This is a genomic window from Specibacter sp. NPDC078709 (assembly GCF_040686795.1).
In the GTDB taxonomy this organism is placed as follows: Bacteria; Actinomycetota; Actinomycetes; order Actinomycetales; family Micrococcaceae; genus Specibacter.
On the sequence record NZ_JBFBLU010000002.1, the window covers coordinates 59,092 to 80,809 of the forward strand.

The 21,718-nt window shown below is 57.5% G+C and carries 17 protein-coding genes; 15 read left to right on the forward strand and 2 right to left on the reverse strand.

Features of this window, described 5'->3' with window-relative positions:
* The first annotated feature begins 273 nt into the window (after positions 1-273).
* From glf to AB0P14_RS04375, 5 genes are all read left to right on the forward strand, one after another.
* The gene (gene glf, locus AB0P14_RS04355; RefSeq protein WP_363838325.1) at positions 274-1,458 is read left to right on the forward strand and encodes a UDP-galactopyranose mutase; all 1,185 of its coding nucleotides are present in this window, start codon (positions 274-276) and stop codon (positions 1,456-1,458) included.
* Positions 1,459-1,472: 14 nt separating this feature from the next.
* A complete protein-coding gene (locus AB0P14_RS04360) occupies positions 1,473-3,470 on the forward strand; it encodes a glycosyltransferase (RefSeq protein WP_363839318.1) in 1,998 nt (665 codons plus the stop codon).
* 6 nt (positions 3,471-3,476) lie between these two features.
* Complete coding sequence (locus AB0P14_RS04365) at positions 3,477-4,355, forward strand: ABC transporter permease (protein ID WP_363838328.1); 879 nt, start codon at positions 3,477-3,479, stop codon at positions 4,353-4,355.
* Between the two features lies 1 nt (position 4,356).
* Entirely contained in the window at positions 4,357-5,085 is a 729-nt protein-coding gene (locus AB0P14_RS04370; RefSeq protein WP_363838331.1) for an ABC transporter ATP-binding protein, read from the forward strand.
* 67 nt (positions 5,086-5,152) lie between these two features.
* Complete coding sequence (locus AB0P14_RS04375) at positions 5,153-7,264, forward strand: acyltransferase family protein (RefSeq protein ID WP_363838333.1); 2,112 nt, start codon at positions 5,153-5,155, stop codon at positions 7,262-7,264.
* A gap of 102 nt (positions 7,265-7,366) precedes the next feature.
* Here AB0P14_RS04375 and AB0P14_RS04380 read toward each other — a convergent pair whose 3' ends face one another.
* On the reverse strand, positions 7,367-9,445 hold the full coding sequence (locus AB0P14_RS04380) for a DUF6541 family protein (RefSeq protein WP_363838336.1): 2,079 nt from the start codon (positions 9,443-9,445) through the stop codon (positions 7,367-7,369).
* A 189-nt stretch (positions 9,446-9,634) separates the two neighbouring features.
* On the opposite strand from AB0P14_RS04380, the gene AB0P14_RS04385 reads away from it, so the two are divergent.
* The 7 genes from AB0P14_RS04385 (at position 9,635) to AB0P14_RS04415 (ending at position 17,518) form a co-directional block, all read left to right on the forward strand.
* The gene (locus AB0P14_RS04385) at positions 9,635-10,924 is read left to right on the forward strand and encodes a nucleotide sugar dehydrogenase (RefSeq protein ID WP_363838339.1); all 1,290 of its coding nucleotides are present in this window, start codon (positions 9,635-9,637) and stop codon (positions 10,922-10,924) included.
* Positions 10,925-10,960: 36 nt separating this feature from the next.
* Positions 10,961-11,557, forward strand: a complete 597-nt coding sequence (locus AB0P14_RS04390) for an acyltransferase (RefSeq protein WP_363838342.1) — start codon at positions 10,961-10,963, stop codon at positions 11,555-11,557.
* Complete coding sequence (locus tag AB0P14_RS04395) at positions 11,554-12,645, forward strand: DegT/DnrJ/EryC1/StrS family aminotransferase (protein WP_363838344.1); 1,092 nt, start codon at positions 11,554-11,556, stop codon at positions 12,643-12,645. The genes AB0P14_RS04390 and AB0P14_RS04395 overlap by 4 nt, the downstream gene beginning before the upstream one ends.
* A 2-nt stretch (positions 12,646-12,647) precedes the next feature.
* Positions 12,648-13,643 (forward strand): Gfo/Idh/MocA family oxidoreductase, encoded by a 996-nt coding sequence (locus AB0P14_RS04400; RefSeq protein WP_363838347.1) that lies wholly within the window; start codon positions 12,648-12,650, stop codon positions 13,641-13,643.
* Between the two features lie 53 nt (positions 13,644-13,696).
* Positions 13,697-14,818, forward strand: coding sequence for a glycosyltransferase (locus AB0P14_RS04405; RefSeq protein ID WP_363839320.1), 1,122 nt, complete (start codon positions 13,697-13,699; stop codon positions 14,816-14,818).
* Positions 14,819-14,936: 118 nt separating this feature from the next.
* Positions 14,937-16,394, forward strand: coding sequence for a lipopolysaccharide biosynthesis protein (locus tag AB0P14_RS04410; protein WP_363838349.1), 1,458 nt, complete (start codon positions 14,937-14,939; stop codon positions 16,392-16,394).
* Positions 16,391-17,518, forward strand: coding sequence for a glycosyltransferase (locus tag AB0P14_RS04415; RefSeq protein WP_363838352.1), 1,128 nt, complete (start codon positions 16,391-16,393; stop codon positions 17,516-17,518). Before AB0P14_RS04410 ends, AB0P14_RS04415 begins: the two co-directional genes overlap by 4 nt.
* Here AB0P14_RS04415 and AB0P14_RS04420 read toward each other — a convergent pair.
* Entirely contained in the window at positions 17,497-18,660 is a 1,164-nt protein-coding gene (locus tag AB0P14_RS04420) for a hypothetical protein (RefSeq protein ID WP_363838354.1), read from the reverse strand. The genes AB0P14_RS04415 and AB0P14_RS04420 overlap by 22 nt on opposite strands.
* Positions 18,661-19,037: 377 nt before the next feature.
* Here AB0P14_RS04420 and AB0P14_RS04425 point away from each other — a divergent pair, with 377 nt between their 5' ends.
* From AB0P14_RS04425 to AB0P14_RS04435, 3 genes are all read left to right on the forward strand, one after another.
* Entirely contained in the window at positions 19,038-19,943 is a 906-nt protein-coding gene (locus tag AB0P14_RS04425) for a glycosyltransferase family A protein (protein WP_363839323.1), read from the forward strand.
* A gap of 748 nt (positions 19,944-20,691) precedes the next feature.
* A complete protein-coding gene (locus tag AB0P14_RS04430) occupies positions 20,692-21,363 on the forward strand; it encodes a glycosyltransferase family 2 protein (RefSeq protein WP_363838357.1) in 672 nt (223 codons plus the stop codon).
* On the forward strand, positions 21,360-21,713 hold the full coding sequence (locus tag AB0P14_RS04435; protein ID WP_363838360.1) for a DUF2304 domain-containing protein: 354 nt from the start codon (positions 21,360-21,362) through the stop codon (positions 21,711-21,713). Before AB0P14_RS04430 ends, AB0P14_RS04435 begins: the two co-directional genes overlap by 4 nt.
* Positions 21,714-21,718 lie beyond the last annotated feature (5 nt).

Here is a 21,718-nt window from a genome sequence, read left to right on the forward strand (position 1 = left end):
TCCTCCCTGCCAGACCAACTCGACAGGACTGCCTGCCCGGTCCGTAACCGCCTTCTCAGTCCGAGCCTAGAAGAGTGGTGCGAGGTGGTGGGGTCGGGCATGGTGCTTTGTGAGGACGGAAAGTGGACACGCCAGCTGTGGGGGAAGTAAACAGCGAAGCTGTGAGCGTGGCCACGTATGCAGGGTCCATAGATAACGGTCAGGTAACCTAGGGAGGTAGACCATGGCACTGCTGTGCCCAATACATCACCACCAAGCATTACGGGAGAGTTTGTGAACGCTGACCTAGTCGTCGTCGGTTCGGGTTTCTTTGGCCTGACCATTGCAGAACGTGCCGCCACCGAGTTGGGCCTGAAGGTTGCCGTCCTGGACCGCCGCCACCACATTGGCGGCAACGCCTACAGTGAGAACGAGGCGCAGACCGGCATTGAGGTGCACCGCTACGGCGCGCACCTGTTCCACACCTCCAACGAGCGCGTGTGGGAGTACGTGAACCGCTTCACCGCGTTCACCAACTACCAGCACAAGGTGTACACCTCCCATAAGGGCGAGGTTTACCAGATGCCCATCAACCTGGGCACCATCAACCAGTTTTTCCGTTCGTCCATGGGCCCGGGTGAGGCGCGTGCGCTGATCCAGGAGCAGGCGGGCGAGCTTGCCGGCACGGATCCCACTAACCTTAACGACAAGGGTATTCAGCTGATTGGCCGCCCCCTGTATGAGGCGTTCATCAAGCACTACACGGGCAAGCAGTGGCAGACGGACCCCAAGGACCTGCCGGCCGAGATCATTTCCCGCCTGCCTGTCCGTTACAACTATGACAACCGCTACTTCAGCGACACCCACGAGGGCCTGCCGGTAGACGGCTACACCGCGTGGATCGAGCGCATGGCGGATCACCCGAACATCGAAGTTGTGCTGAACACCGACTTCTTTGATGACGGCGTGTACGGCCGCAAGGCCGTCACCGGCCAGGTTCCGGTCATTTACACCGGCGCTGTGGACCGATACTTTGACTATGCCGAGGGTGATCTGTCCTGGCGCACCATCGATCTGGAGCAGGAAGTTCTCCCCATTGAGGACTTCCAGGGCTGCTCGGTCATGAACTACCCGGATGAGGAGCAGAAGTTCACGCGCATCCACGAGTTCCGCCACTTCCACCCGGAACGCGCCTACACCAAGGACGCCACGGTCATCATGCGCGAGTTCAGCCGCTTCGCCGAAAAGGGCGACGAGCCGTACTACCCCGTAAACACCAGCGATGACCGCAGCAAGCTCCTCGCGTACCGCGACCTAGCCCGCGGCGAAAAGGACGTCCTCTTCGGCGGACGCCTGGGCACCTACAAATACCTCGACATGCACATGGCCATCGGTTCGGCCCTGAACATGTACGACAACAAGATCAAGCCGCACTTCACCGGCGGTACGAAGCTGCAAAGCGGAGGAGTTGACGCGTGAGCGTAGCTGAAAAGATGGAAAACACGACGGCGGCACGCGAGTCCCAGCAGTGGCGCACCCTCCAGCGGGTCATCCTGCCCGAACAGAGCCAGATGGACACGGCGCCCCTGTACATGGACACCGGCAGCGCCATGGGTGTGCAGATTCCCACAGTGGGCGCCGGCAACACCATGCGAGACGCCGGCCTGACGCAGACGGTGAGCGCCCCCAGCAAGGAAGTCCACGTTGAAGACTTTCTGTCCCGGTACTCAACCTCGGTCCGCCCCGGCGAGCGAGTTTCCTTTGGAACTTACTTCAACGCCTTCCCGGCAAGCTACTGGCGACGCTGGACCACTGTGGACAGTGTTCGGCTCAGCGTAGCCACCTCTGGAGTCGGTGCTGTGATCGTCTACAAGTCGAACGCCCGCGGTGCGCTGCAGCGCGTAGACTCCGTCCGCGTTGAAGGCGAAGCCGAAAGCAACTTTGACCTTTCTCTGAAACCATTTGGCGACGGTGGCTGGTACTGGTTTGATCTCGTTGCGGGATCTGCGCCGCTGGTACTCAAGGGCGCCGAATGGCAGTCCGAAGGCGAGGCGCAGACACCCGGCACCATCACGCTGGAAATCACCACGCTGAACAAAACTGATTTCTGCATCAACAACCTGCGCCTCCTTTCTGAGAACCCTCAGGCACTGGAACATGTCAAGGAACTGATCCTGGTGGACCAGGGCACTCAGAAGGTCGCAGATGCCGAAGGCTTTGCCGAGGTGTCGCAAGCCCTCGCCGGCAAGCTGCGCATCATCAACCAGGACAACCTGGGCGGTTCGGGCGGCTTTGCCCGCGGCATGTACGAGGCCGTTGAGAACGGCAGCGACTACGCACTCCTCATGGATGATGACGTTGTTGTGGAGCCGGAAAGCATCATCCGACTGCTGACTTTTGCTGATTTGTGCAAGACCCCCACCATTGTGGGTGGGCACATGTTCGATCTTTACAACCGCACGGTGCTCCACACCTTCGGTGAAGTCGTCAACCCGTACGCGTTCCAGCCGGATCTGCCTAGTGACGAGATGACCTTGGGCCACGACTTTGTGGGCTCGAACCTGCGCCACACCGGTTGGCTGCACCGCCGCGTGGATGTGGATTACAACGGTTGGTGGATGTGCATGATTCCCACCCAGGTGATCCGCGAAATCGGACTGTCCCTGCCTGTCTTTATCAAGTGGGATGACGTGGAGTATGGCTTGCGCGCGAAGGCCGCAGGTTTCCCTACGGTGTCCATGCCCGGTGCAGCAGTATGGCATGTTTCCTGGATCGACAAGGATGACCTTGTTGGCTGGCAGGCTTACTTCCATGCCCGCAACCGGTTCATTGCAGCCTTGATTCACAGCCCCTACGAGTTTGGCGGCAAGGTGGTTCGCCAGTCCTACGCCTTCGATGTCAAGCACCTGGTTTCCATGCAGTACGCAACCGCCCAGGGCCGCATTATGGCTCTCCGCGACCTGCTGCGGGGCCCGGACCAGCTGCACAGCCTGCTGCCGGGGAAGCTGCCGGAAATCCGCTCCATGATGAGCGGCTACACCGACTCCCAGTTCTCTGCCGATCCGGATTCCTACCCGGCGCCGAAGATGGACAAGCCCCCCAAGCGCGGACATGGTGTAACCCCTCCTTCCTACGTCGGCCTGTTACCGTGGGCTGCCAAGACCGTGATCCGCCAGCTCTCGCTTCCGGTCGCGGAATCGAGCCAGGAACGGCCGCAGACCAATGTGGCTCACCAGGACAACCGCTGGTGGCGCATGTCCCAGTACGATTCAGTGGTAGTTTCCAACGCTGAAGGAACTGGTGCCTCTTGGTACAAGCGCGATCCCAAGCAATTGCGCAAAATGATGGCCGAGAGCGCCAAATTGCACGCGGCATTGCTGAAGGACTGGCACAAGCTCAGCTTGCAGTACAAGAACGCACTGCGTGAAATCACCTCCATTGAGGCGTGGGAGAAGACCTTCGCTGCTCATAGTGAAAAAAGCGAGAACTAACCGCACATGACGCAAACGAACAGTGAGCTGGTCCGCCCCGGTGTAAGCGGCGGACTGGCAGATGTGGTGCGGGCACGCTTCCTCTTAAAGCTTTTGGTCCGCAAGGAACTGAAAGTCCGGTACCGCGGATCTGTCTTGGGACTGTTGTGGTCCTATGTAAAGCCGGGTGTTCAGTTTGTGGTTTTCTATGTGGCGCTCGGTGTGTTCATGGGGTTGGAACAAAGCCCGACGAACAAGTCGGGATTGCCCAATTATGCAATCTACTTGTTCTCGGGCATTGTTCTGATCAACTTCTTCACCGAAGCCTTGGGAAACGCGTCCCGCTCCATCGTGGGCAATGGGGGGTTGATCAAGAAAATCTACCTTCCACGGCAGCTGTTCCCAGTAGCTTCGGTGTGGGTCTCGGCTGTGCACTTCTTTCCGCAGTTGGTCATCCTGATTGTTGCCTGCCTCTTCAGCGGATGGCATCCCTCTCTGCTGCAGCTTGTCGCTGCCGTGGCGGGCTTCATCATCGTTGCGCTGCTGGCCACCGGCCTGGGGCTGTTGTTTGGTGCTGCCAACGTGTATTTCCGAGATTCGGAAAACTTTGTTGACATGCTCCTGATGGTCGCCACCTGGGCATCACCGGTGATGTATTCCTGGACTATGGTGCAGGGGAAATTGGGTGATTTTTGGTTCTTCATTTATCAGCTGAACCCCATCACTGTGGCCGTGGAAACCTTCCACTATGCGTTCTGGATGCCCACAACTGATGAGAGTGCCAGCATCCCACCCAACTTGTTGTCCTTCTGGATTCCGGTGGCATTAGGCATGTCAGCAGTTGTCCTTTTGTGGGGACAGCTGACCTTCCGCAGGCTTGAAGGCCGATTCGCGCAGGAGCTTTAAGATGACAACAGCCATCGAAGTAAAAGGCATTGACAAGCAGTTTGTGCTGCGCCATTCACGATCGATCAAAGAGGCATTCGTTTGGTTGATCAAGGGCCGCAAGGGGGAGCTCTCCGAAAAGTTCCACGCCCTGAAAGGTGTGGACCTGGTGGTGAAACAGGGCGAAACTGTTGCGCTGTTGGGATTCAACGGATCCGGCAAATCCACCCTCCTGAAGCACATCTCCGGAGTGATGATCCCGGACAGCGGGACTGTCCGCACACGCGGCCGGGTGGCCGGCTTGATTGAGGTGGGCGCTGGTTTCCACCACGATCTCTCCGGCCGTGACAACGTCTACCTCAACGGTGCCATTCTGGGCATGAGCGAGGATCAGATCAATGAACGATTCCAATCCATTGTGGACTTCGCCGAGATCGGCCAGTTCATCGATACGGAAGTAAAATTCTATTCTTCGGGCATGTACCTCCGCCTGGCGTTCTCGGTGGCTGTTCACACCGACCCGGAAGTCTTCCTGGTGGATGAGATCCTTGCTGTGGGAGACGAACCCTTCCAGAAAAAGTGCATCGCTAAAATCCAGGAGCTGGCTTCCGAGGGTAAGACACTCGTTGTGGTCAGCCATGACCTGGACCTGGTATCGCGAATCTGCGACCGCGGAGTATTGCTGGATCATGGGGAAGTGCGCTTCGACGGCAACATTCACGACGCCGTCGCCAAGATGCGCGGTCAATGAAGCGACAAACAAGTTCCATCCGCGCCGGTGTGGAATATGGTTTCTCAAAGATCGGACTGATGCCCTGGTGAACGCGGAGCAGAGGACAGAATCAGGACGGCCAACTCCTCAATCGCCGGAGCTGGTACGCCCCAGGCGTGTAGTCTTTCGAGCCGACATTCAAGCCCTGAGAGCTCTGGCAGTGGGGCTCGTGGTGTTGAACCATTTGTGGCCGCATCGCATGACCGGAGGCTTCGTCGGCGTCGATGTGTTCTTTGTGATCTCCGGATTCCTGATCACGACCCACCTTTTCAAGGAGCTATCCGCAACATCCAAGATTGACCTCGGAAAGTTTTATGCTCGCCGTGTCAAACGACTGCTGCCCGCGGCTTTCCTGGTTCTGGCCGTGAGTTCACTGGCTGTGTACCTCTGGGTCCCCTACTCCCAGTGGACTCAGACCGCCAGAGAAGCAATGATGAGTGTTCTGTACATCGAGAATTGGTCCCTGGCCGCTCAATCAGTTGACTATTCGGCCTTGAATGATCAGGCCACCATTGCCCAGCACTATTGGTCATTGTCAGTGGAGGAACAGTTCTACTTTTTCTGGCCGCTGGCCCTGTATGGACTATATGTGCTTGGCAGGAAAGTCCTTAACCCCCGTGCAGCTTTGGCTGCTGGGGTAGGGATGATGGCCATGGCGAGTCTCATCTTCTCTGTCTATTTCACGGCCATGAACCCGAGCCCGGCATACTTTGCCACGCCTGTGCGCGTCTGGGAGTTCGCCTTCGGCGGGCTCCTGGCACTCCTTGCCACCAAGCTTGTGTTTTCCCGTGCTGCCAGCAGCGCTGTGGCGGCAGCTGGCTGGCTAACGATCATTGTTGCTGCTTTCAGATTTGGCCCCGAAACACAGTTCCCCGGGTGGACAGCCCTATTGCCAGTCATGGGAACCGTGGCTGTAATTGCCGCGGGCATGAACCAATCCAAGGCCCCGCTCAAAGGTCTCGTTAGCTGGAAACCGGTACAACTGGTCGGCGACATCTCCTACTCCATCTATTTGTGGCACTGGCCTATGATCGTCGTTGCCCCATTCGTGCTGGCAGAACCCTTGAATTCATGGCACAAGCTCGCGGTCCTGCTGCTTTGCCTGCCGCTTGCGTGGGGAACTAAAATCCTCGTTGAAGATCAAGCCAGGGCATGGAGAATTCTAGGCGTGAGGCCACGGGCGACCTTTGCCGCGATGGGCGTGGGAATTGTCATCCTGGGACTGGTTTCTTCGGGACTTGTTGCAGGTGCACTGTTCAAGCAAGGGCAGGCGCAAGTTGTAGCCGCGCAGCTGCTTGAAAACCCCTGCAGCGGTCCCGCAGCACTGCCGATGACTGCCAAGTGTGAAGATGCGCTGGGTCCCGCTGCAGTGACAGTCATGGGGGACTCCAATAAGTATTATGCTTCCGCTCCGGGATGCGCAGTAGACCCCAGCCGCAAGCGCCCTGGGGTGGATGTGGTTGGGCTATGTGATTATTCTGATGGCAGCATGGACGCAGAGTCTGTTTGGCTGACGGGTGATTCACACGCCGAACAGTGGCAACTGGCGGTCATGGAGTTGGCGAAGGTCAACAAATGGAAACTAAGCTATGCCCTGCTCGGCGGCTGCCCTGTTGCCGACGTATCGTTCAAGGGTTTCAGGGGCAAAACTGACGAAAAGGCCAGCAAAGCCTGTACTACGGGATCCCAGTCGATTGCCAAGATGATCGAAGAGGAAAAGCCCAGCAAGGTTTTCTATTCAATTTTTGCCAGAGAGGAGCAACTGGACGATGGTTCACGGCGCAGCCAGGAGGAACAATATGTTGAGGGATTGCCAAAATTCTGGCTACGGTGGGCAGCCGTAGGCAGTGACGTGGTCGTTTTGGCAGATCCACCACTAAACGGATCTGTCAGAGATAGCAACTGCGTCACCTTGAACCCGAATGACCCGCTCCGATGTGCCGTCGACCGTAAGATTGCCCAACCTTCCGACCCTCTGATTGCAGCGGCTAAGTCGCTGGACTCGGAGCGGGTTAAACTCGTTGATTTGACGGATCACTTCTGCGATCAGAAGCTCTGCTATGCCGTTGTAGGTAATATGCCCGTCTACTTTGACAAGGATCATCTGAACGGTGAATTCTCCGCGCTCATGGCCCCGTTCATAGCGCGCAAGCTCTGAACCTAGTGTGAGGTGCGCTAGTTGTGGCAATGGCAGTTCACTGGGAGAAGCCTTGGGTTCTGGCCAGAGGCGGTTGTTCCCCACGAGGACGGCGGGCGATTCCTAAGGCTTGCAGCCGGTCAGCTCGTAGAGCTTGGCTTCGCCTTCGTGATCTACAAGGGTGACATGCGGGGAACTGCCTACATTGACAAATCCTGGATACAGCAGCGAAGCCTCGTAGACCCCGATATAGCTGCTCCCGAAGTCCAAGATGTAGTGAATATTCCCAGCGTTGGCCTGTTTGCAGACGTCGGATTTCGGCTCAGCGTATGCCAATGACGCTGCAATGGCCGAAAGGTCATCGCCTGGACCGGAAGCAGTCAAGTTGTACTGCGTCACCTTTCGTCCGGCAACGGCATAAGCCAGCGATCCGCCATTGAAAGGATTGACGGCGATGACCTCATCTTGTGGAACCGACTGGTTCAGCCGCGCCAAAAGTACATACTCGTCTACTGACAGGAGAGTGCTGGCCTCGGTGCTCCACAGTTGTGAAATGGGCGGTGTGACGGACGAAGTGCGCGGGAACAGACCTGGGCTGCCGTCAATAGGCGAAGCCAGCGTCAGAGCAAGCACAAGGAAGCCTGTCACCGTTGCTGCCGTAGCGCTCGAAACCGGAATGAATTCCAGCGAAGGCTTACTCCAAATTGTGTACTGTACTGTTTGCGCGGTCTTGGCCATCGCCTGAACAATGCCGTGCACTCCAACTGCCGCAAGCACCAAGGTGAACAGCGGAACCAGCGCGGCAAGTCTGGGGGTGTCTTCGTACCAGCTGCCTACAAGCAGATGCCGGAATGGCCCCTTCGGGCTTGATGCGGCGACCACGTACAAGGTGCTCAACAGAACAAAGGCAGCCACCATCCAATAGCCACGGCGCCGGACAATGATTGTTGCCACGCCTGCCAGGGCAAGGACCGAGGCCAGCCACGTTGGTGCGTTTCCCAGAAGGCCGCCCGTTATCACATCCGTCACTGCCTCAGGGAAGGACCTGATCGGCTGCCATTGCTGGAAGGGAATCAAGAGCGCATTCCAAATGAGCGCAAAGATGGCTGCGCCAGGCAGGATCGTAGCGGCCGTCCACGCCAGGCGTTGACGGGTGGCGCCCGCTTTTTGTTGCTTCCGTAGCGAACGCAGCCAGAATCCGAGGAGCAGTGGCAGTGAGACGGCCAGGAGGGCGGTAAAACCATTCGGCTGGGCGGTAAAGAGCGCTGCCACACCAACCGGGAGGAGGATCAGCAAGGCGAAAATGTCAAGCAGCTTCTCACGCCACACACCGACCAGGCCTGCAACCAGAACGATAACGACTGGCAGCAGGGCATAGGACAAGAGATTCGGGAACAGCGGGCCCCGCTGGACGAGCTGGAACGGAAAAGCCCCAAAGCCGGCGGCAAGAACCCCAGCAGCGATGATGGGAAGAGGCTTCGTGCCAACTGTCGCACGCACCAAGGCAATGCAGGACAATGGCCACACAACAGCGCAAACAATGAGTGTGAGCGCGTTTTCCGCAACCATCACATTCACATTGGTGAGGTCAACAATCAGGGCACACAGCGAGTGCCAGGCGGAAGGATAGATGGCAATCGCGTTTCCGGGACTGATCATTTGTCCGAGGGTAAATGTTGAGGCATTGCCCGTCTGAACGATGTAAGCAATGGCGTTCAGGTGAAAGACATTGTCGTAGGCCTGTGAAAAACGATTCGGGTTCGCAATGCTGGCCACCAGCCACTTGCCAATCAGGAGCGCTGGAATCGCCAACGACACCAAGATAGGGAGTGTGCTTGTCCAAAGGCCCCCAGTGGGGCGTTCAACCAGCGTAATTCTATGTCGGAATCTCCGTCGGAGCAGAGCCCCAATCGCGCTGGCCAAAAAAGTGAATCCGGCAAGGAACCAGACATCCCACCTGATCCCGAAGAAGCCGCTGGCTATGCCGGACAGTCCCACAAGGCCTGTTGAGCTCAGCGGCGCCATGGCCACAAGCATGAATCGCCGGGCGCCGATGGCATATGAAAAAATAAGACCTGGGACAGCTAAAAGAGCAGCCGCTGCAAGGACTGCCGGTACTGCTTGCCACCAGGTCATATGGGTTTTTTGTTCCTCTCGCGCCCAACAAATCAGTTTACACTTTGCACTTTGGCTGTCGGCCATGGGTAGATGTGATTTTCGTCCCCCGCGTGTATTGCATCCTTTTTGGCGGGACCGCTCCCGCACCGGAGGTTGTGGGATGGCTCGCACTTTAGGGGCTGCATCCGCAAAGACGGATATTCTGGAAGCCACGGGCCGGAACCATCGTTCGCCGCTACGTAACCAAAACTCAAGAGAGAAGGCTGGTAAATCGTGAAGATTGCAGTGATAGCACTCGGCAAGATCGGCCTGCCACTGGCTGTCCAGTTTGCTTCCAAAGGCCACGAAGTCGTTGGCGTTGACGTCAACCAGACCGTGGTCGATCTGGTCAACGCGGGCACCGAGCCCTTCCCTGGCGAGGCTCACCTGCAGGAAATGCTCTCCGAACTGGTCCCGGCCGGTAGATTGCGTGCGACGACGAACTATGCCGACGCTGTCCCGGGCGCCGACGCTGTGGTGCTGGTTGTGCCGTTGTTTGTTGACTCCGATGCCAAGCCCGACTTTGGCTGGATGGATGCGGCAACTGCCGAACTGGCCCGCCACTTGACCCCCAACACTTTGGTTGCCTACGAGACAACGCTGCCCGTTGGCACCACCCGCACCCGCTGGAAGCCTGCTCTCGAAGAAGGCTCAGGCTTGGTTGAGGGCAAGGACTTCCACTTGGTGTTCTCTCCCGAGCGCGTCCTGACCGGCCGAGTCTTTGAAGACCTGCGCAAGTACCCCAAGTTGATTGGCGGGCTCTCGGAAGCTGGCGCCGCCAAGGCGATCGAATTCTACGAGGCTGTTCTGGACTTTGATGACCGCCCCGATCTTAACCGCACCAACGGCGTCTGGAACCTCGGCTCCGCCGAGGCTTCGGAGCTGGCCAAGCTGGCCGAGACAACCTACCGCGACGTGAACATTGGCCTGGCGAACCAGTTCGCCCGCTTCGCCGCAAAGACCGGCATTGACATCTACCAGGTCATCGCTGCCTCCAACTCACAGCCCTACAGCCACATCCACCAGCCCGGCATCGCCGTGGGCGGGCACTGCATTCCTGTCTATCCCCGTCTATACCTGTGGAACGACCCCGACGCAACCGTCGTCCGCGCCGCCCGTGCCGCCAACGCAGACATGCCTGACTACACCATCGGCCTCCTGGAAGGTGCCTTTGGGGACCTGACCGGTGCACGCGTCGTCGTGCTTGGTGCGGCCTACCGCGGCGGAGTGAAGGAGACGGCGTTCTCAGGCGTGTTCGACGCCGTTGAGTCCATCAACCGTCGTGGCGGCATCGCACTGGTCCACGACCCCATGTACACGGACGCGGAACTGGCCAAGCTTGGATTCGTCGCCTACCACCTCGGTGAGCCCGTGGACGCAGCAGTAGTCCAGTCCGACCATGCCGAGTACCGGGAGCTGGGCCCTGCCGATCTGCCCGGTCTCACAGCTTTCATTGACGGGCGCCGGGTAAGCTCGGCTAAGAAGTGGCCCGGCGTGACTTATCGTGTCATTGGCAAGGCCTAAGGGAATCCCCAGCCGGATCCGATCAGGAGAATTAGCATGAGTTACATTGCCCCCAGCGCTGATGTTGCAGACCAGGCCATTATTGGTGAAGGCAGCAAAATTTGGCACCTTGCCCAGGTCCGTGAGGACGCCGTTCTTGGCGAAAACTGCATCGTGGGCCGTGGCGCCTACGTTGGCAACGGCGTAAAAATCGGAGCCAACAGTAAGATCCAGAACTACGCGCTCGTCTACGAACCGGCAGTCTTGGGCCACGGGGTCTTCATTGGGCCGGCCGTTGTATTGACCAATGACACCTATCCTCGCGCAGTAAGCCCTGATGGCTCGCTTAAGAGCGCCCATGATTGGACCCCTGTGGGTGTCACGATTGAGGACGGGGCTTCCGTTGGGGCCCGAGCGGTGTGCATTGCCCCTTTGACGATTGGTCGTTGGTCTACCATTGCCGCCGGCTCCGTGGTGACCAAGGACGTTCCCGCGTTCGCCCTCATGGCAGGCGTCCCAGCGCGCCGTCTGGGCTGGGTTGGCAAGGCAGGATTCCCCCTTGCGGAAGCAGGCGGCTTCTGGGTATGCCCGGAAACCGGTGCAAAATACATTGAGAATTCAAACTCCCTGAAAGAGGCAGAAGGCAACGCATGAGCCAGGACTTCATTCCCGCAGCAAAACCGATCATCGGTGCGGAAGAGCGGGCAGCGGTCAACGCCGTCATGGCCTCTGGCATGTTGGCGCAAGGTCAGGAGGTGGCCAATTTTGAGACGGAATTTTCCGATGTTCTCCTTGACGGCCGCGCCAGCGTGGCCGTCAACTCAGGAACCTCGGGCCTGCACCTGGGGCTGCTGGCATCTGGGGTCGGCCCGGGCGATGAGGTCATTGTTCCCTCCTTCACCTTTGCAGCCACGGGCAACTCTGTTGCGCTGACCGGTGCCACCCCCGTTTTTGCCGACATTGAACTGGACTACTACGCCCTGGACGTGGCCCATGTTGAATCCCTGATCACGGAGAAGACCAAGGGCATCATGCCAGTGCACCTTTACGGGCACCCCTTTGCCGCCGAGGCTTTCGCTGCTCTGGCAGAAAAGCACGGCATTGACCTCTACGAGGATGCGGCACAAGCCCATGGTGCGGCATTGAACGGCAAGAAGGTCGGCACCTTCGGCAAGTTCGGCATGTTCAGCCTGTACCCCACCAAGAACATGACTTCCGGTGAGGGTGGCATGGTCTCCACATCGGACGCCACAGTTGAGAGGAATCTGCGCCTGCTGCGCAACCAGGGCATGGAAACCCAGTACCAGAACGAACTGGTTGGCTTCAACAACCGCATGACCGACCTGCACGCTGCCATTGGCCGTGTGCAGCTGACCAAGGTCATGGGTTGGACCAAGCAACGGCAGGACAACGCGGCATTCTTCTCGGCAAACCTTGAGGGTGTAGGAACGCCCAAGGTTGCTGACGGGGCCGAGCACGTCTACCACCAGTACACGATCCGCGTTCGTGAAGGCCGGGATGAGCTGCACGAGCGTCTGCGGTCCGAGTTCAATATCGGTTCCGGTGTGTACTACCCGGTGCCGAACCACCGGCTCCCGTCCTTCAACCGTATTGAGGACCTGCCGAACACCGAAATCGCTGCCAAAGAGGTTCTTTCACTGCCGGTTCACCCGTCATTGACGCAGGACGATCTCGAGCGCATTGTCACGGCCGTAAACACCATTGTGAAGGGCGGTGCATAAACATGGCGAATCTTCGCGTTGGACTCATCGGGCTGGGCATGATGGGTCGCCACCACGCACGCGTCATCCGCGAAGTTGAGGGCATTGACTTGGTGGCCGTGGCCGACGCATACGGCGATCCACATGGTGTGGCAAGGGGTCTTCCTGTTCTGGGCGGCGTTGAGGAGCTCATCGCAGCCGGTCTCGACATGGCTGTCGCAGCAGTTCCCACCGGCATGCATGAGGAAGTCGGAATGGCCCTTGCCGAGTCCGGCGTGCACACACTAGTGGAGAAGCCCATCGCAGCCAGCGTCCCTGCCGGTCAGCGACTTGTCGAAGCCTTTGCAGCGAAGGGCTTAGTGGGGGCCGTCGGCCACATTGAACGATTCAATCCCGCACTGCAGTCGCTGCGCAAGCGCATTGCCGACGGCGAACTGGGTGAGGTCTACCAGATTGCCACACGCCGTCAGGGACCGTTCCCTGCCCGCATCGCAGATGTGGGCGTGGTCAAGGATCTTGGCACCCACGACATTGACCTGACCGCATGGCTGGCCCAGAGCCACTTCGAATCAATCTTTGCACAGACCACCACCCGCAGTGGACGTCCCCACGAGGACATGATGGCTGCAACCGGCAAGCTGAAGAACGGCATCATCACCAACCACTTGGTGAACTGGCTTTCACCCATGAAGGAACGCATGACCATCGTCACCGGGGAAAGGGGTGCCTTCGTGGCAGATACGCTGACGGCGGACCTGACGTTCTACGAGAATGGCACCGTTGCCACGGAATGGGATTCCATTGGAGCCTTCCGCGGAGTATCCGAAGGTAACATGACGAGGTTGGCGATTGCTAAGCCGGAGCCGCTGCGCACAGAACTTGAGGCGTTCCGTGACGCGGTCCTGGGGCTGCGGCAAAACGTAGTGACAATGGCAGAGGGACAAGAAATTCTGGTCGTTGCCGAAGCCGTCCTGGAATCATCCCGGACGGGTGAGTCCGTTAGACTGATTGCACAGTGAGCTCCTCAACGTCCCCCAGAGTGATCATAGTATCCAGGCTTTTTGCGCCTGAAGTGGGGGCAGCGTCATACCGTTTGAAAGCACTCGCTGATGCCTTGTACAGCACGGGAGCTGAAGTGGAAATCATGACTTCGAGGCCTCCCAAAGGCTCGGATCCAGTCTCGCACCCATACAGGGTTCGGCGCTGGCCTGTCCTGAGAGATCCCGGTGGAAATGTACGCGGCTATGTGCAATATTTGAGCTTTGACATTCCGCTATTTTTTCGATTGCTGTTCAGCAGAAAAGCAGACGTCGTAGTTGTCGAACCACCTCCGACCACTGGGCTTATGGTGGCGGTGGCAACTGCGCTGAAGCTGACGCCGTTTGTGTATTTTTCTGCAGATGTTTCATCGTCTGCAGCGAAGGGCATTGGCGTTAGTGGACCAATCTTGAAGGTGTTGACAGTCCTTGAGCGTTTAGTTCTAAGGCAAGCAAAGTCCATTATGGCAGTTTCACGAGGTGTTGAGATTGAAGTCTCGGCACTTATTGGTGGAAATGACAGTATTTACAATGTGGGCACCGGGGTCGACACCACCATCTTTCGACTTGCAGGGCCGAACATGGAAGCGGAAGGTAAGTACTTCGTCTACGCTGGCACTATGTCGGAGATTCAAGGGGCAGGGGTCTTTATTGACGCCTTTCTGTCCGTGGCAGAGGACCACCCTGATGTTCGGCTTATCATTTTTGGACAAGGCACTGAGTTGGAAATTCTGCGCCAAAGAGCAGCACCTGCGGGATCCCAAATAGTATTCAATCCACCGGCGTCTGGTGAGATTGTTGCTACGTGGCTCAGGAGTTCAGTGGCGAACCTTGCTTCAGTCCGGCCCAACAAGGGCTACGATTTTGCCTTCGCGACGAAGGCCCTCGCAGGCTTGTCTGCCGGCGCTCCAGCTATATATTCCGGCGTAGGACCTTTAAAAGACCTGATTGCCGCCAACAATTTGGGGAAGGCGTGCGACTGGGATGCAAGTGAAGTTGCCGCGGCGATGCGTGAAGCACTTGTACAACCAGTAGACCAGGGCCAAAGACTCCAAATTTCCGACTGGGTGGAAGAAAACTATTCCCTAACCGCTGTTGGGAGAACTGCGGCAGGAGTTGTCTTGGCAGCAACGGGCCCGGCACATTGTCCAGGGTGAGGTGGACCGAACATGGAAGAAGGAGCACTGGAAGCAACGGTATCCACGACGGCGTAGATGTCACGGCCAGCCAGGTGGCTTCTGCTCCTTTTACTTGCCGAAGGATGTCCCTCAAGTAATGTCTAGATTCATACGGCGAACCGACGTCAGTAAATCGGCCACTTCAGCACTCTCGAGGCGATGGTTGTTTGGTCTTATGGGCACACTTTCCCAGGGGCTAGTGAGATTCCTTTACAACATCCTGCTTGGACGCTTTCTCGGCCCTGTCGCCTTGGGCACAGTCAACTCGGCCATGTCCGTGGCCCTTTTGCTGAGTCTTTTGTGGCCCACATCCTCTGGACAGGCTGCCACTCGCTTTGTCGCCCAAATGCGTGGGGCCGGGAAGATGGACCATGCGCAGGCAGTGGCCAACTATCTGGGCAGAAGAATGCTGGGGAGCGCGGCTGTGCTGGCCCTGGCCACCGTGGGCATCTGCCTGACCGTCCTGCACGCTGACCTGGGAACCTCCCTCAGCGCCGGCTTGCTACTTTTGGGGTATGCCACATGGTCGTTTACCCGTGGCGTGCAATATGGTGCAGGACAGATTGAACGGGCTGCGATCTGGGACGCCTTGAGCGCGGCGGCTTCATTGGTCATGCTGGTGCTGGTGCTGGTTCTGGGCGCCAACGCAGTGCTCTTGGTTCCGCTGGCGTTGTCCTATGGTGTCTATGGAATTGTTTGCTGGCCTAAGAGCGGTTCCGCGGAACTGGACAAGCCCTTTGTAAAGCAAATGAACCGGTTTGTTATTTATGGCGTTTTGGGCACAGTTTCCAGCACGGGGCTCCTGCAGCTTTCCATGATTGCCGCCAAACTCGTTGGCAGCGGCCACGATGCGGGCCTCTATGCGGCGGCTCTCAGTCTGGCGACGCCGGCAACCATGGTGGCGCGCACCCTGAGCCAGGTCTTGTTCCCCACGATGGCGGAGGCCGGAGGACGGGGAGACCAGACCTCAATGAAGACGCAGACGGATCTTGTTACGAGGGGGCTGCTGGTCACTATGCTTCCCGTGTTTGGGGCGATGGCGCTGGCGGCCCCCCTCATGCTCCAGGTGCTTTATGGCGAGAGGTTCGCTGGGGCAGCACAAATGCTCTCCCTTCTGCTCATTGCTGTCATGTTTACAACGCTTCCCGTCGCAGCTGTCAACAGGCTCAATGCCCAAGGCATTGAAGGTGCCAGATTCGTCTCGATTGTGGCGGCCTGCGGGCTTGTTCTGGCGGTGCTGCTGTGGGTGGTGCTGACGCCATCAATGGGTGTCATGGCGATTGTTGTGGGCTATCTGGTCACGACTGTTTGCACCTCGACCCTACCCATCGGTCGAATTTGGCTGTTGGAGAATCAAAAATGGGCGGGACTGTTTTCCCGGCTTGCTGCCGGGACTGCCCTTGTTGCCGTTGGCCTTGCCTACACATTCACCGCCAACCCGCCGCAGTGGGTGGGACTTGTCATGGCGGTCGCATTCTTGTTCGCGTGGTCCCTAATATCCCTCAAGGACATACAGTTGCTGTGGCGCTTGCGGACAAGGAAAGTTTCATCGTGAAAATAGCATTGAGTAAAAGTTCGCTGTTGATTCCACCAACCTATTTTGCTGTGGCCCATGCACAGATCATGCGTGAGGATTTTGACTTCAAGTTCTTCACCATGGCAGCAGAAATTACGGACCCCGGAGTGCGCGTTGACGTGCAGGACTTCGCCCCGTTCCGCGGTAAACCGTTTGCCGCCCGGGAAAGATACCTCCCCCTCGTCATGCCGGCCATGTCGAGGGCCATCGAAAAGTTCGGGCCCAACGTTGTCCACCAGCACTTTGCAACGTGGTCATGGCCGGCGGTGCGCGCCGCCAATCGCGCCAAGGCACCGCTCATTACAACACTTCATGGTTCCGACGTTGTAGTGGCCGGCAAGCCGGCGCACACACCCATGCAGCGCTGGCACCACCACAACATAGGGCTTGTTCAGGCCACCAGCTCAAAGGTCCTTGCCGTCAGCAACTACTTGGCTGGCAAGGCTGTTGACAACGGATTCTCAGCAAAGAACATGACGGTCCACTATCAGGGCGTGGACACGGAAGTCTTTGTGCCAGACTCTGGGATGCAAAACACGGATCGCCGTTCGTCGGCTCGACCGGTGGTTCTCTTTGTTGGCGCGTTGAACGACCAAAAGGGTGTCCTGCACCTGCTGCAGGCGTCACGGGAACTGCAGCGGACCTACGAACACGATCTGGTCATCATTGGGCGCGGCACACACCATGAAACCCTTGCACAGGCGGCTGCGGGAAATCCACGGATACGTGTCCTGGGGCAGCTCGCCCGTGAAGTAGTACTCAGCAACCTGCAACGCGCAACGGTTCTGGCTGTACCCAGCCGCGAGTCAAACGGTGCAAGGGAGGCTGCTGGGCTGGTGCTGCTGGAAGCACAAGCATGCGGAACACCCGTGGTGGCCTACGCCAGCGGCGGCACCCCTGAAATGGTGGGATCCCGGAGCGGGTTTCTGGCCGGAGAAAACGACATTGACGGCCTTCGTGAGGCCCTGGCAAACATCTTGGGCCTGGGCACCGACGAGTACCTGGGCATGAGAGCCTCGGCGCGGGAATTCGTGGTCAACGAACGCAGCCTGCAGAACAGTGCCGTCGAGCTTGCTGCGCACTACTCCGCAGTTGCGGGATAAAGCAGGCTCTGCAGGATTGAACGCTCGACGTCTTCATCTTCTACGGATGACAGCGCCTGGGCCGACTTGTGCGAGTTCTCCTTAAACGTCTGGATGTCATCCCGGCTCATCGACTTCACGGCGTCGACCAATGCCTGGGTGGAGTAATCGGCAGCGATCCTGCCCAGTGAATGACCTTCGATCAGCGTGGAAGTCTCAGGAGAAGGGCTGAACACAATGGCCAGCCGCGCCTGGACAAAGTCGAAGAACTTGTTAGGCAGCATGAGTTGGTGGTTGGTGGTCATGGGCGGAAGGCTGAAAATCCCCACATCATACTGGTTCAACGTCGCGGCCAGCTCGGTGGGTGCCACGGCATCATGGAATCTAATCCTCGAATTTCCTGCAGCCAGCTCCCGCAGCCGTTCCCAATATTTACCGCCATCGCGGGCCTTGACCAGGTACAGGTCCAGTGTGTACCCATCACCCAAATCGATGGCTGCCTGAATCATGCCCTCCAGATTTCTGCCGGGGACTGCGGCCCCGCTGTGAGCAAGGCGAATCACGCCTGGCTGCATGGGAGACGGAGCAAGGACCTGGAACGGTGCAGCATTCCGGACTACGCGCGATGAACCGCCAAAGCGGGAATCGTACAAGCGGCCAATTGAACCATTCACTGCGGAAACAGCATCGGTCAAAGGAATGTAGGTCTGGCAAACATGGGTCATGTAGGGCTTGACAAGCAGGCGCCACGGCAAAATGTGTGCCCGTTCCTCAGGAGCCCACTCGTGCATGTCGCCCCATACAGGAGTTTTTAGTGCGGATTGCGAGGCAAGGTGATGGGCCAACGGCAGTGCACGGGCTTCATTGGCAACAATCAAGTCAAAGGTTTTGCCGGTTGCCAGTGCCAGGGCCTGCTTGACCGCCGGCGCACTAAGTTCCACCACCTTGTGGAGCCGGAGTGCCAGCCCAAGGACACCCAACGGTGTCTGGGGCAGGGAAGGCAGTGAGGTGTCCACTTCCAGATGATCCACGGCGCCTGACGGTCTGTCGCCATAGGCGAGTGTGGTTACGTCGCCGAATTCTGCTAGAACTTTGATTTGCCGCAAAACCCTCGAATCCGCATTGATGTCTGAAAAAGAAATGCACAGAATCTGCGGTTTCACTGGAGTCCTTCTGAACGGTCAAGATTGGTGGCCGGGATAAACAATCGCAGCCCAAGGTGGCCTCTAACAAGCTGCCGCGAAGCGCTCCAGCCAGTTTACGCCAGTACCGGGTACCGACTGTCTGTCCACGTAGAATCGACGATGTGCATGACTATTCCTCCCAGCAATCCTCGGCCCAAACGTCACGTCCTCCCGCAGGGCCTCCACCAGACCCGGACATAGACGTCATTATTGCGGTCCATTCGAGCGCCAGACCGCTCATGCGGGCAATTGAATCGTGCCGGGTGGAGGAATTCGGGCCTTCGGTCAGGGTCACTGTGGTCTGCCATAATCTGCCGGTGAAGGACATCCAAGCTGCCATTGGCGCCACGACTGGCATGAATCTGCGATTCCTGCATCTGAACGACGGCATTCCGTCCCCGGCTGGACCGAAGAATGCCGGATTGGATGCCGCGACAGGGACCTATATGTGCATGCTTGATTCCGACGACTATCTGGAACCAGGTGCACTGGGCTGGTGGTATCAGCAGATTACGGCTGAACAAGCCGATGCAGTCATAGCGCCGGTAAGGCACGAGGCAGGGGGCATCATCAAGACGCCACGTGCCCGGCCTTGCCGAGTTCGTGACTTGGACCCGGTGAAAGATGGGCTCGCGTACGCAACATCCATGCGAGGACTCTGGAAATCTTCGATCGACGGGGTGGGGGATGTTCGCTATGTGCCCGGGCTGAGCACTGGAGAGGATCTTGCCCTAGGCCTTCAGATGTACTTTTCAGGCGCAAAGTTTCTCTTTCCCAAAAATGGGCCTGCTTATGTGCTCGGCAACAGCGCTGAAGATCGAGTCACGGACCGTTTGCTGCCACTGAACGATGAATTCCGGGCCATGGCAGTGCTTCCCGAAGAATGGCTGCAGAACCTGTCAGTACGTCAACGCAAGTCCATTGCAAGCAAAATTGCCCGGACGAGCCTCATCGGTGCCATTCGTCGACGCGGTCCCGAGCACGACTGGGCCTGCAAGGAACTGGCTGCAGTTCAGGCTGCGGCAGGAATCCTTGAGGGAATGGCCCCGGCCTACCGTCGTGCAATGACTGCATGCGACAGCAAGCTTTTGGAAAGCTCATTGACAGCCAGTGAAGGGAGCGAATTTTTCCGGAACGCCATCAAGAACCACCGAGACGCTAATCTGGTGTCCAAGATTTTCACCAGAAAGTTACAGCACAATCTGGATGTCGACAGCCAGTTACGTCAACTGCTTAGGGCGGCACTTGATCGAAGGTCATGAATTCACGATGAAGTGCCATGAGCAAGATTCCAGGGCGCTGAGTTTGCACACGGACGAGGCAACGTTCAGGCTTGTGCTATTTTGTTAGGTTTGACTTGATGGACTCCTAAATCAGTACGGAATACATTGATCATGTTTTATGTGGTCAGCCCTTACTGCGCGAGCGTGAGGACTGCGTACCAAATGTTCGTTCCCTGCCAAGTGCACCAAACGACGTTGGACTGGTCCCAGTGCCCAAATCGTAAACGCAGCGAACTGGTGCAATTGCTGATGATCAACATTCGCACGTTCAATCATCGGCAGGATCGACTGAGCTGCCCTTTAACGACCAGATCCTACAGGTACAGTGAACGCTCCTCAGGCAGGTACTTGCTCGGCAAGGACGCGAAAACTTCCGCGCCAAAGTCCTGCTGCCGGGAATGATTCGCGGCAAGTCGCTCTCCCGTCAAGACACTTGATCAGCAGATCCTACCGTCGCGTGAGAGTGCAACACGTCGAAAGCAAGTGAAGTTCGACAGCAATGCTCCCGCCATCTTGTGGGTTTAAGCCCGAACACCACCACCCCCGAGCCAATGCGAAGTTGACTAAGGGCTGCCCCCAAGTAGTCAACGGTCGCTGCACAGACTGGCACAGCACTCCACATGGAACCGTACTCAGTTGAGGAGAAATTTCCCATTCAATGGTCCAGAGTCGAGCCGGAACTTCGGCACGAATCGGCAGAACGGCGATCTTATGGGAGGATAATTTGGTGAATAGAACGTGGATTGTCATCCCGATGTACAACGAGGGCACAGTTGTCGGCGACGTTGTCCGCAGCTTGCACCCAACATTTAAGCATATCGTCTGCATTGACGACGGTAGTTCGGACGATTCTGCTGAAATTGCAGCTGCTGCTGGTGCCGTTGTAGTCAAGCATCCGATCAATCTAGGCCAGGGCGCGGCACTGCAAACAGGCATAGAGTATGCGCTGCAGGATCCGGAGCTTGGCTGCATCGTCACCTTTGACGCTGATGGTCAGCATCGAGTCGTAGACGCCCTTGAAATGTCACAGAGGGTTCTTAATGATGAGGCTGACATTGTCCTGGGCTCACGGTTCCTTGATGACCGCACCCAGATATCAAGGATGAAGCGCATCGTCCTTAAAACTGCAGCGCTGCAGTCGAAGATGTCGACAGGCCTGGACCTGACCGATGCCCACAATGGATTGAGGGCTTTCAACCCCTATGTAGCAAAGAATATGCGATTGACTCAAAATCGCATGGCTCATGCGTCCGAAATAGTTAACAGACTCGCAGAAATGAAACCGAGATATGTGGAACACCCCGTCGAAATAATTTATACGGATTATTCCAAGGCGAAGGGTCAGTCCTTGCTAAATGCGGTCAATATTCTTGTGGAACTATTCATGGGGCAACGATGAAGATTCTTATTCAGATAATACTTATAATATCGGTTATTGTGATCTCCCTAGCACTCATGAGGGGAGGATCAAACGCAAGACACCTTGCGGTTAGGCGACTCCTGCTGGGCATATTCGCCATATTATCGGCATTGTCAATATTTTTTCCCAACGTTTTGACGACGATTGCGGGATGGTTTGGCATTGGACGTGGCACGGATTTAGTCCTCTACGGGACTGTGGTCATGTTGTTAATCTTTATGGCTACCACCTACCAGCGGCACCGAAGCATGGAAATGTCGGTGACAAAGCTGGCGCGAAGAATTGCCATCGACGAAACACCTAAGCCTTGGGAAGCGCAAGAGAAATAACGTGG

Bases quoted from the DNA above. Each gene is read 5' to 3' on its own strand.
- AB0P14_RS04390 (WP_363838342.1), top strand. From the start codon at position 10,961: ATGAGTTACATTGCCCCCAGCGCTGATGTTGCAGACCAGGCCATTATT.
- AB0P14_RS04380 (WP_363838336.1), bottom strand. From the start codon at position 9,445: ATGGCCGACAGCCAAAGTGCAAAGTGTAAACTGATTTGTTGGGCGCGA.
- AB0P14_RS04365 (WP_363838328.1), top strand. From the start codon at position 3,477: ATGACGCAAACGAACAGTGAGCTGGTCCGCCCCGGTGTAAGCGGCGGA.
- AB0P14_RS04370 (WP_363838331.1), top strand. From the start codon at position 4,357: ATGACAACAGCCATCGAAGTAAAAGGCATTGACAAGCAGTTTGTGCTG.
- AB0P14_RS04395 (WP_363838344.1), top strand. From the start codon at position 11,554: ATGAGCCAGGACTTCATTCCCGCAGCAAAACCGATCATCGGTGCGGAA.
- AB0P14_RS04400 (WP_363838347.1), top strand. From the start codon at position 12,648: ATGGCGAATCTTCGCGTTGGACTCATCGGGCTGGGCATGATGGGTCGC.
- AB0P14_RS04360 (WP_363839318.1), top strand. From the start codon at position 1,473: ATGGAAAACACGACGGCGGCACGCGAGTCCCAGCAGTGGCGCACCCTC.
- AB0P14_RS04435 (WP_363838360.1), top strand. From the start codon at position 21,360: ATGAAGATTCTTATTCAGATAATACTTATAATATCGGTTATTGTGATC.
- AB0P14_RS04425 (WP_363839323.1), top strand. From the start codon at position 19,038: ATGAATCTGCGATTCCTGCATCTGAACGACGGCATTCCGTCCCCGGCT.
- AB0P14_RS04410 (WP_363838349.1), top strand. From the start codon at position 14,937: ATGTCTAGATTCATACGGCGAACCGACGTCAGTAAATCGGCCACTTCA.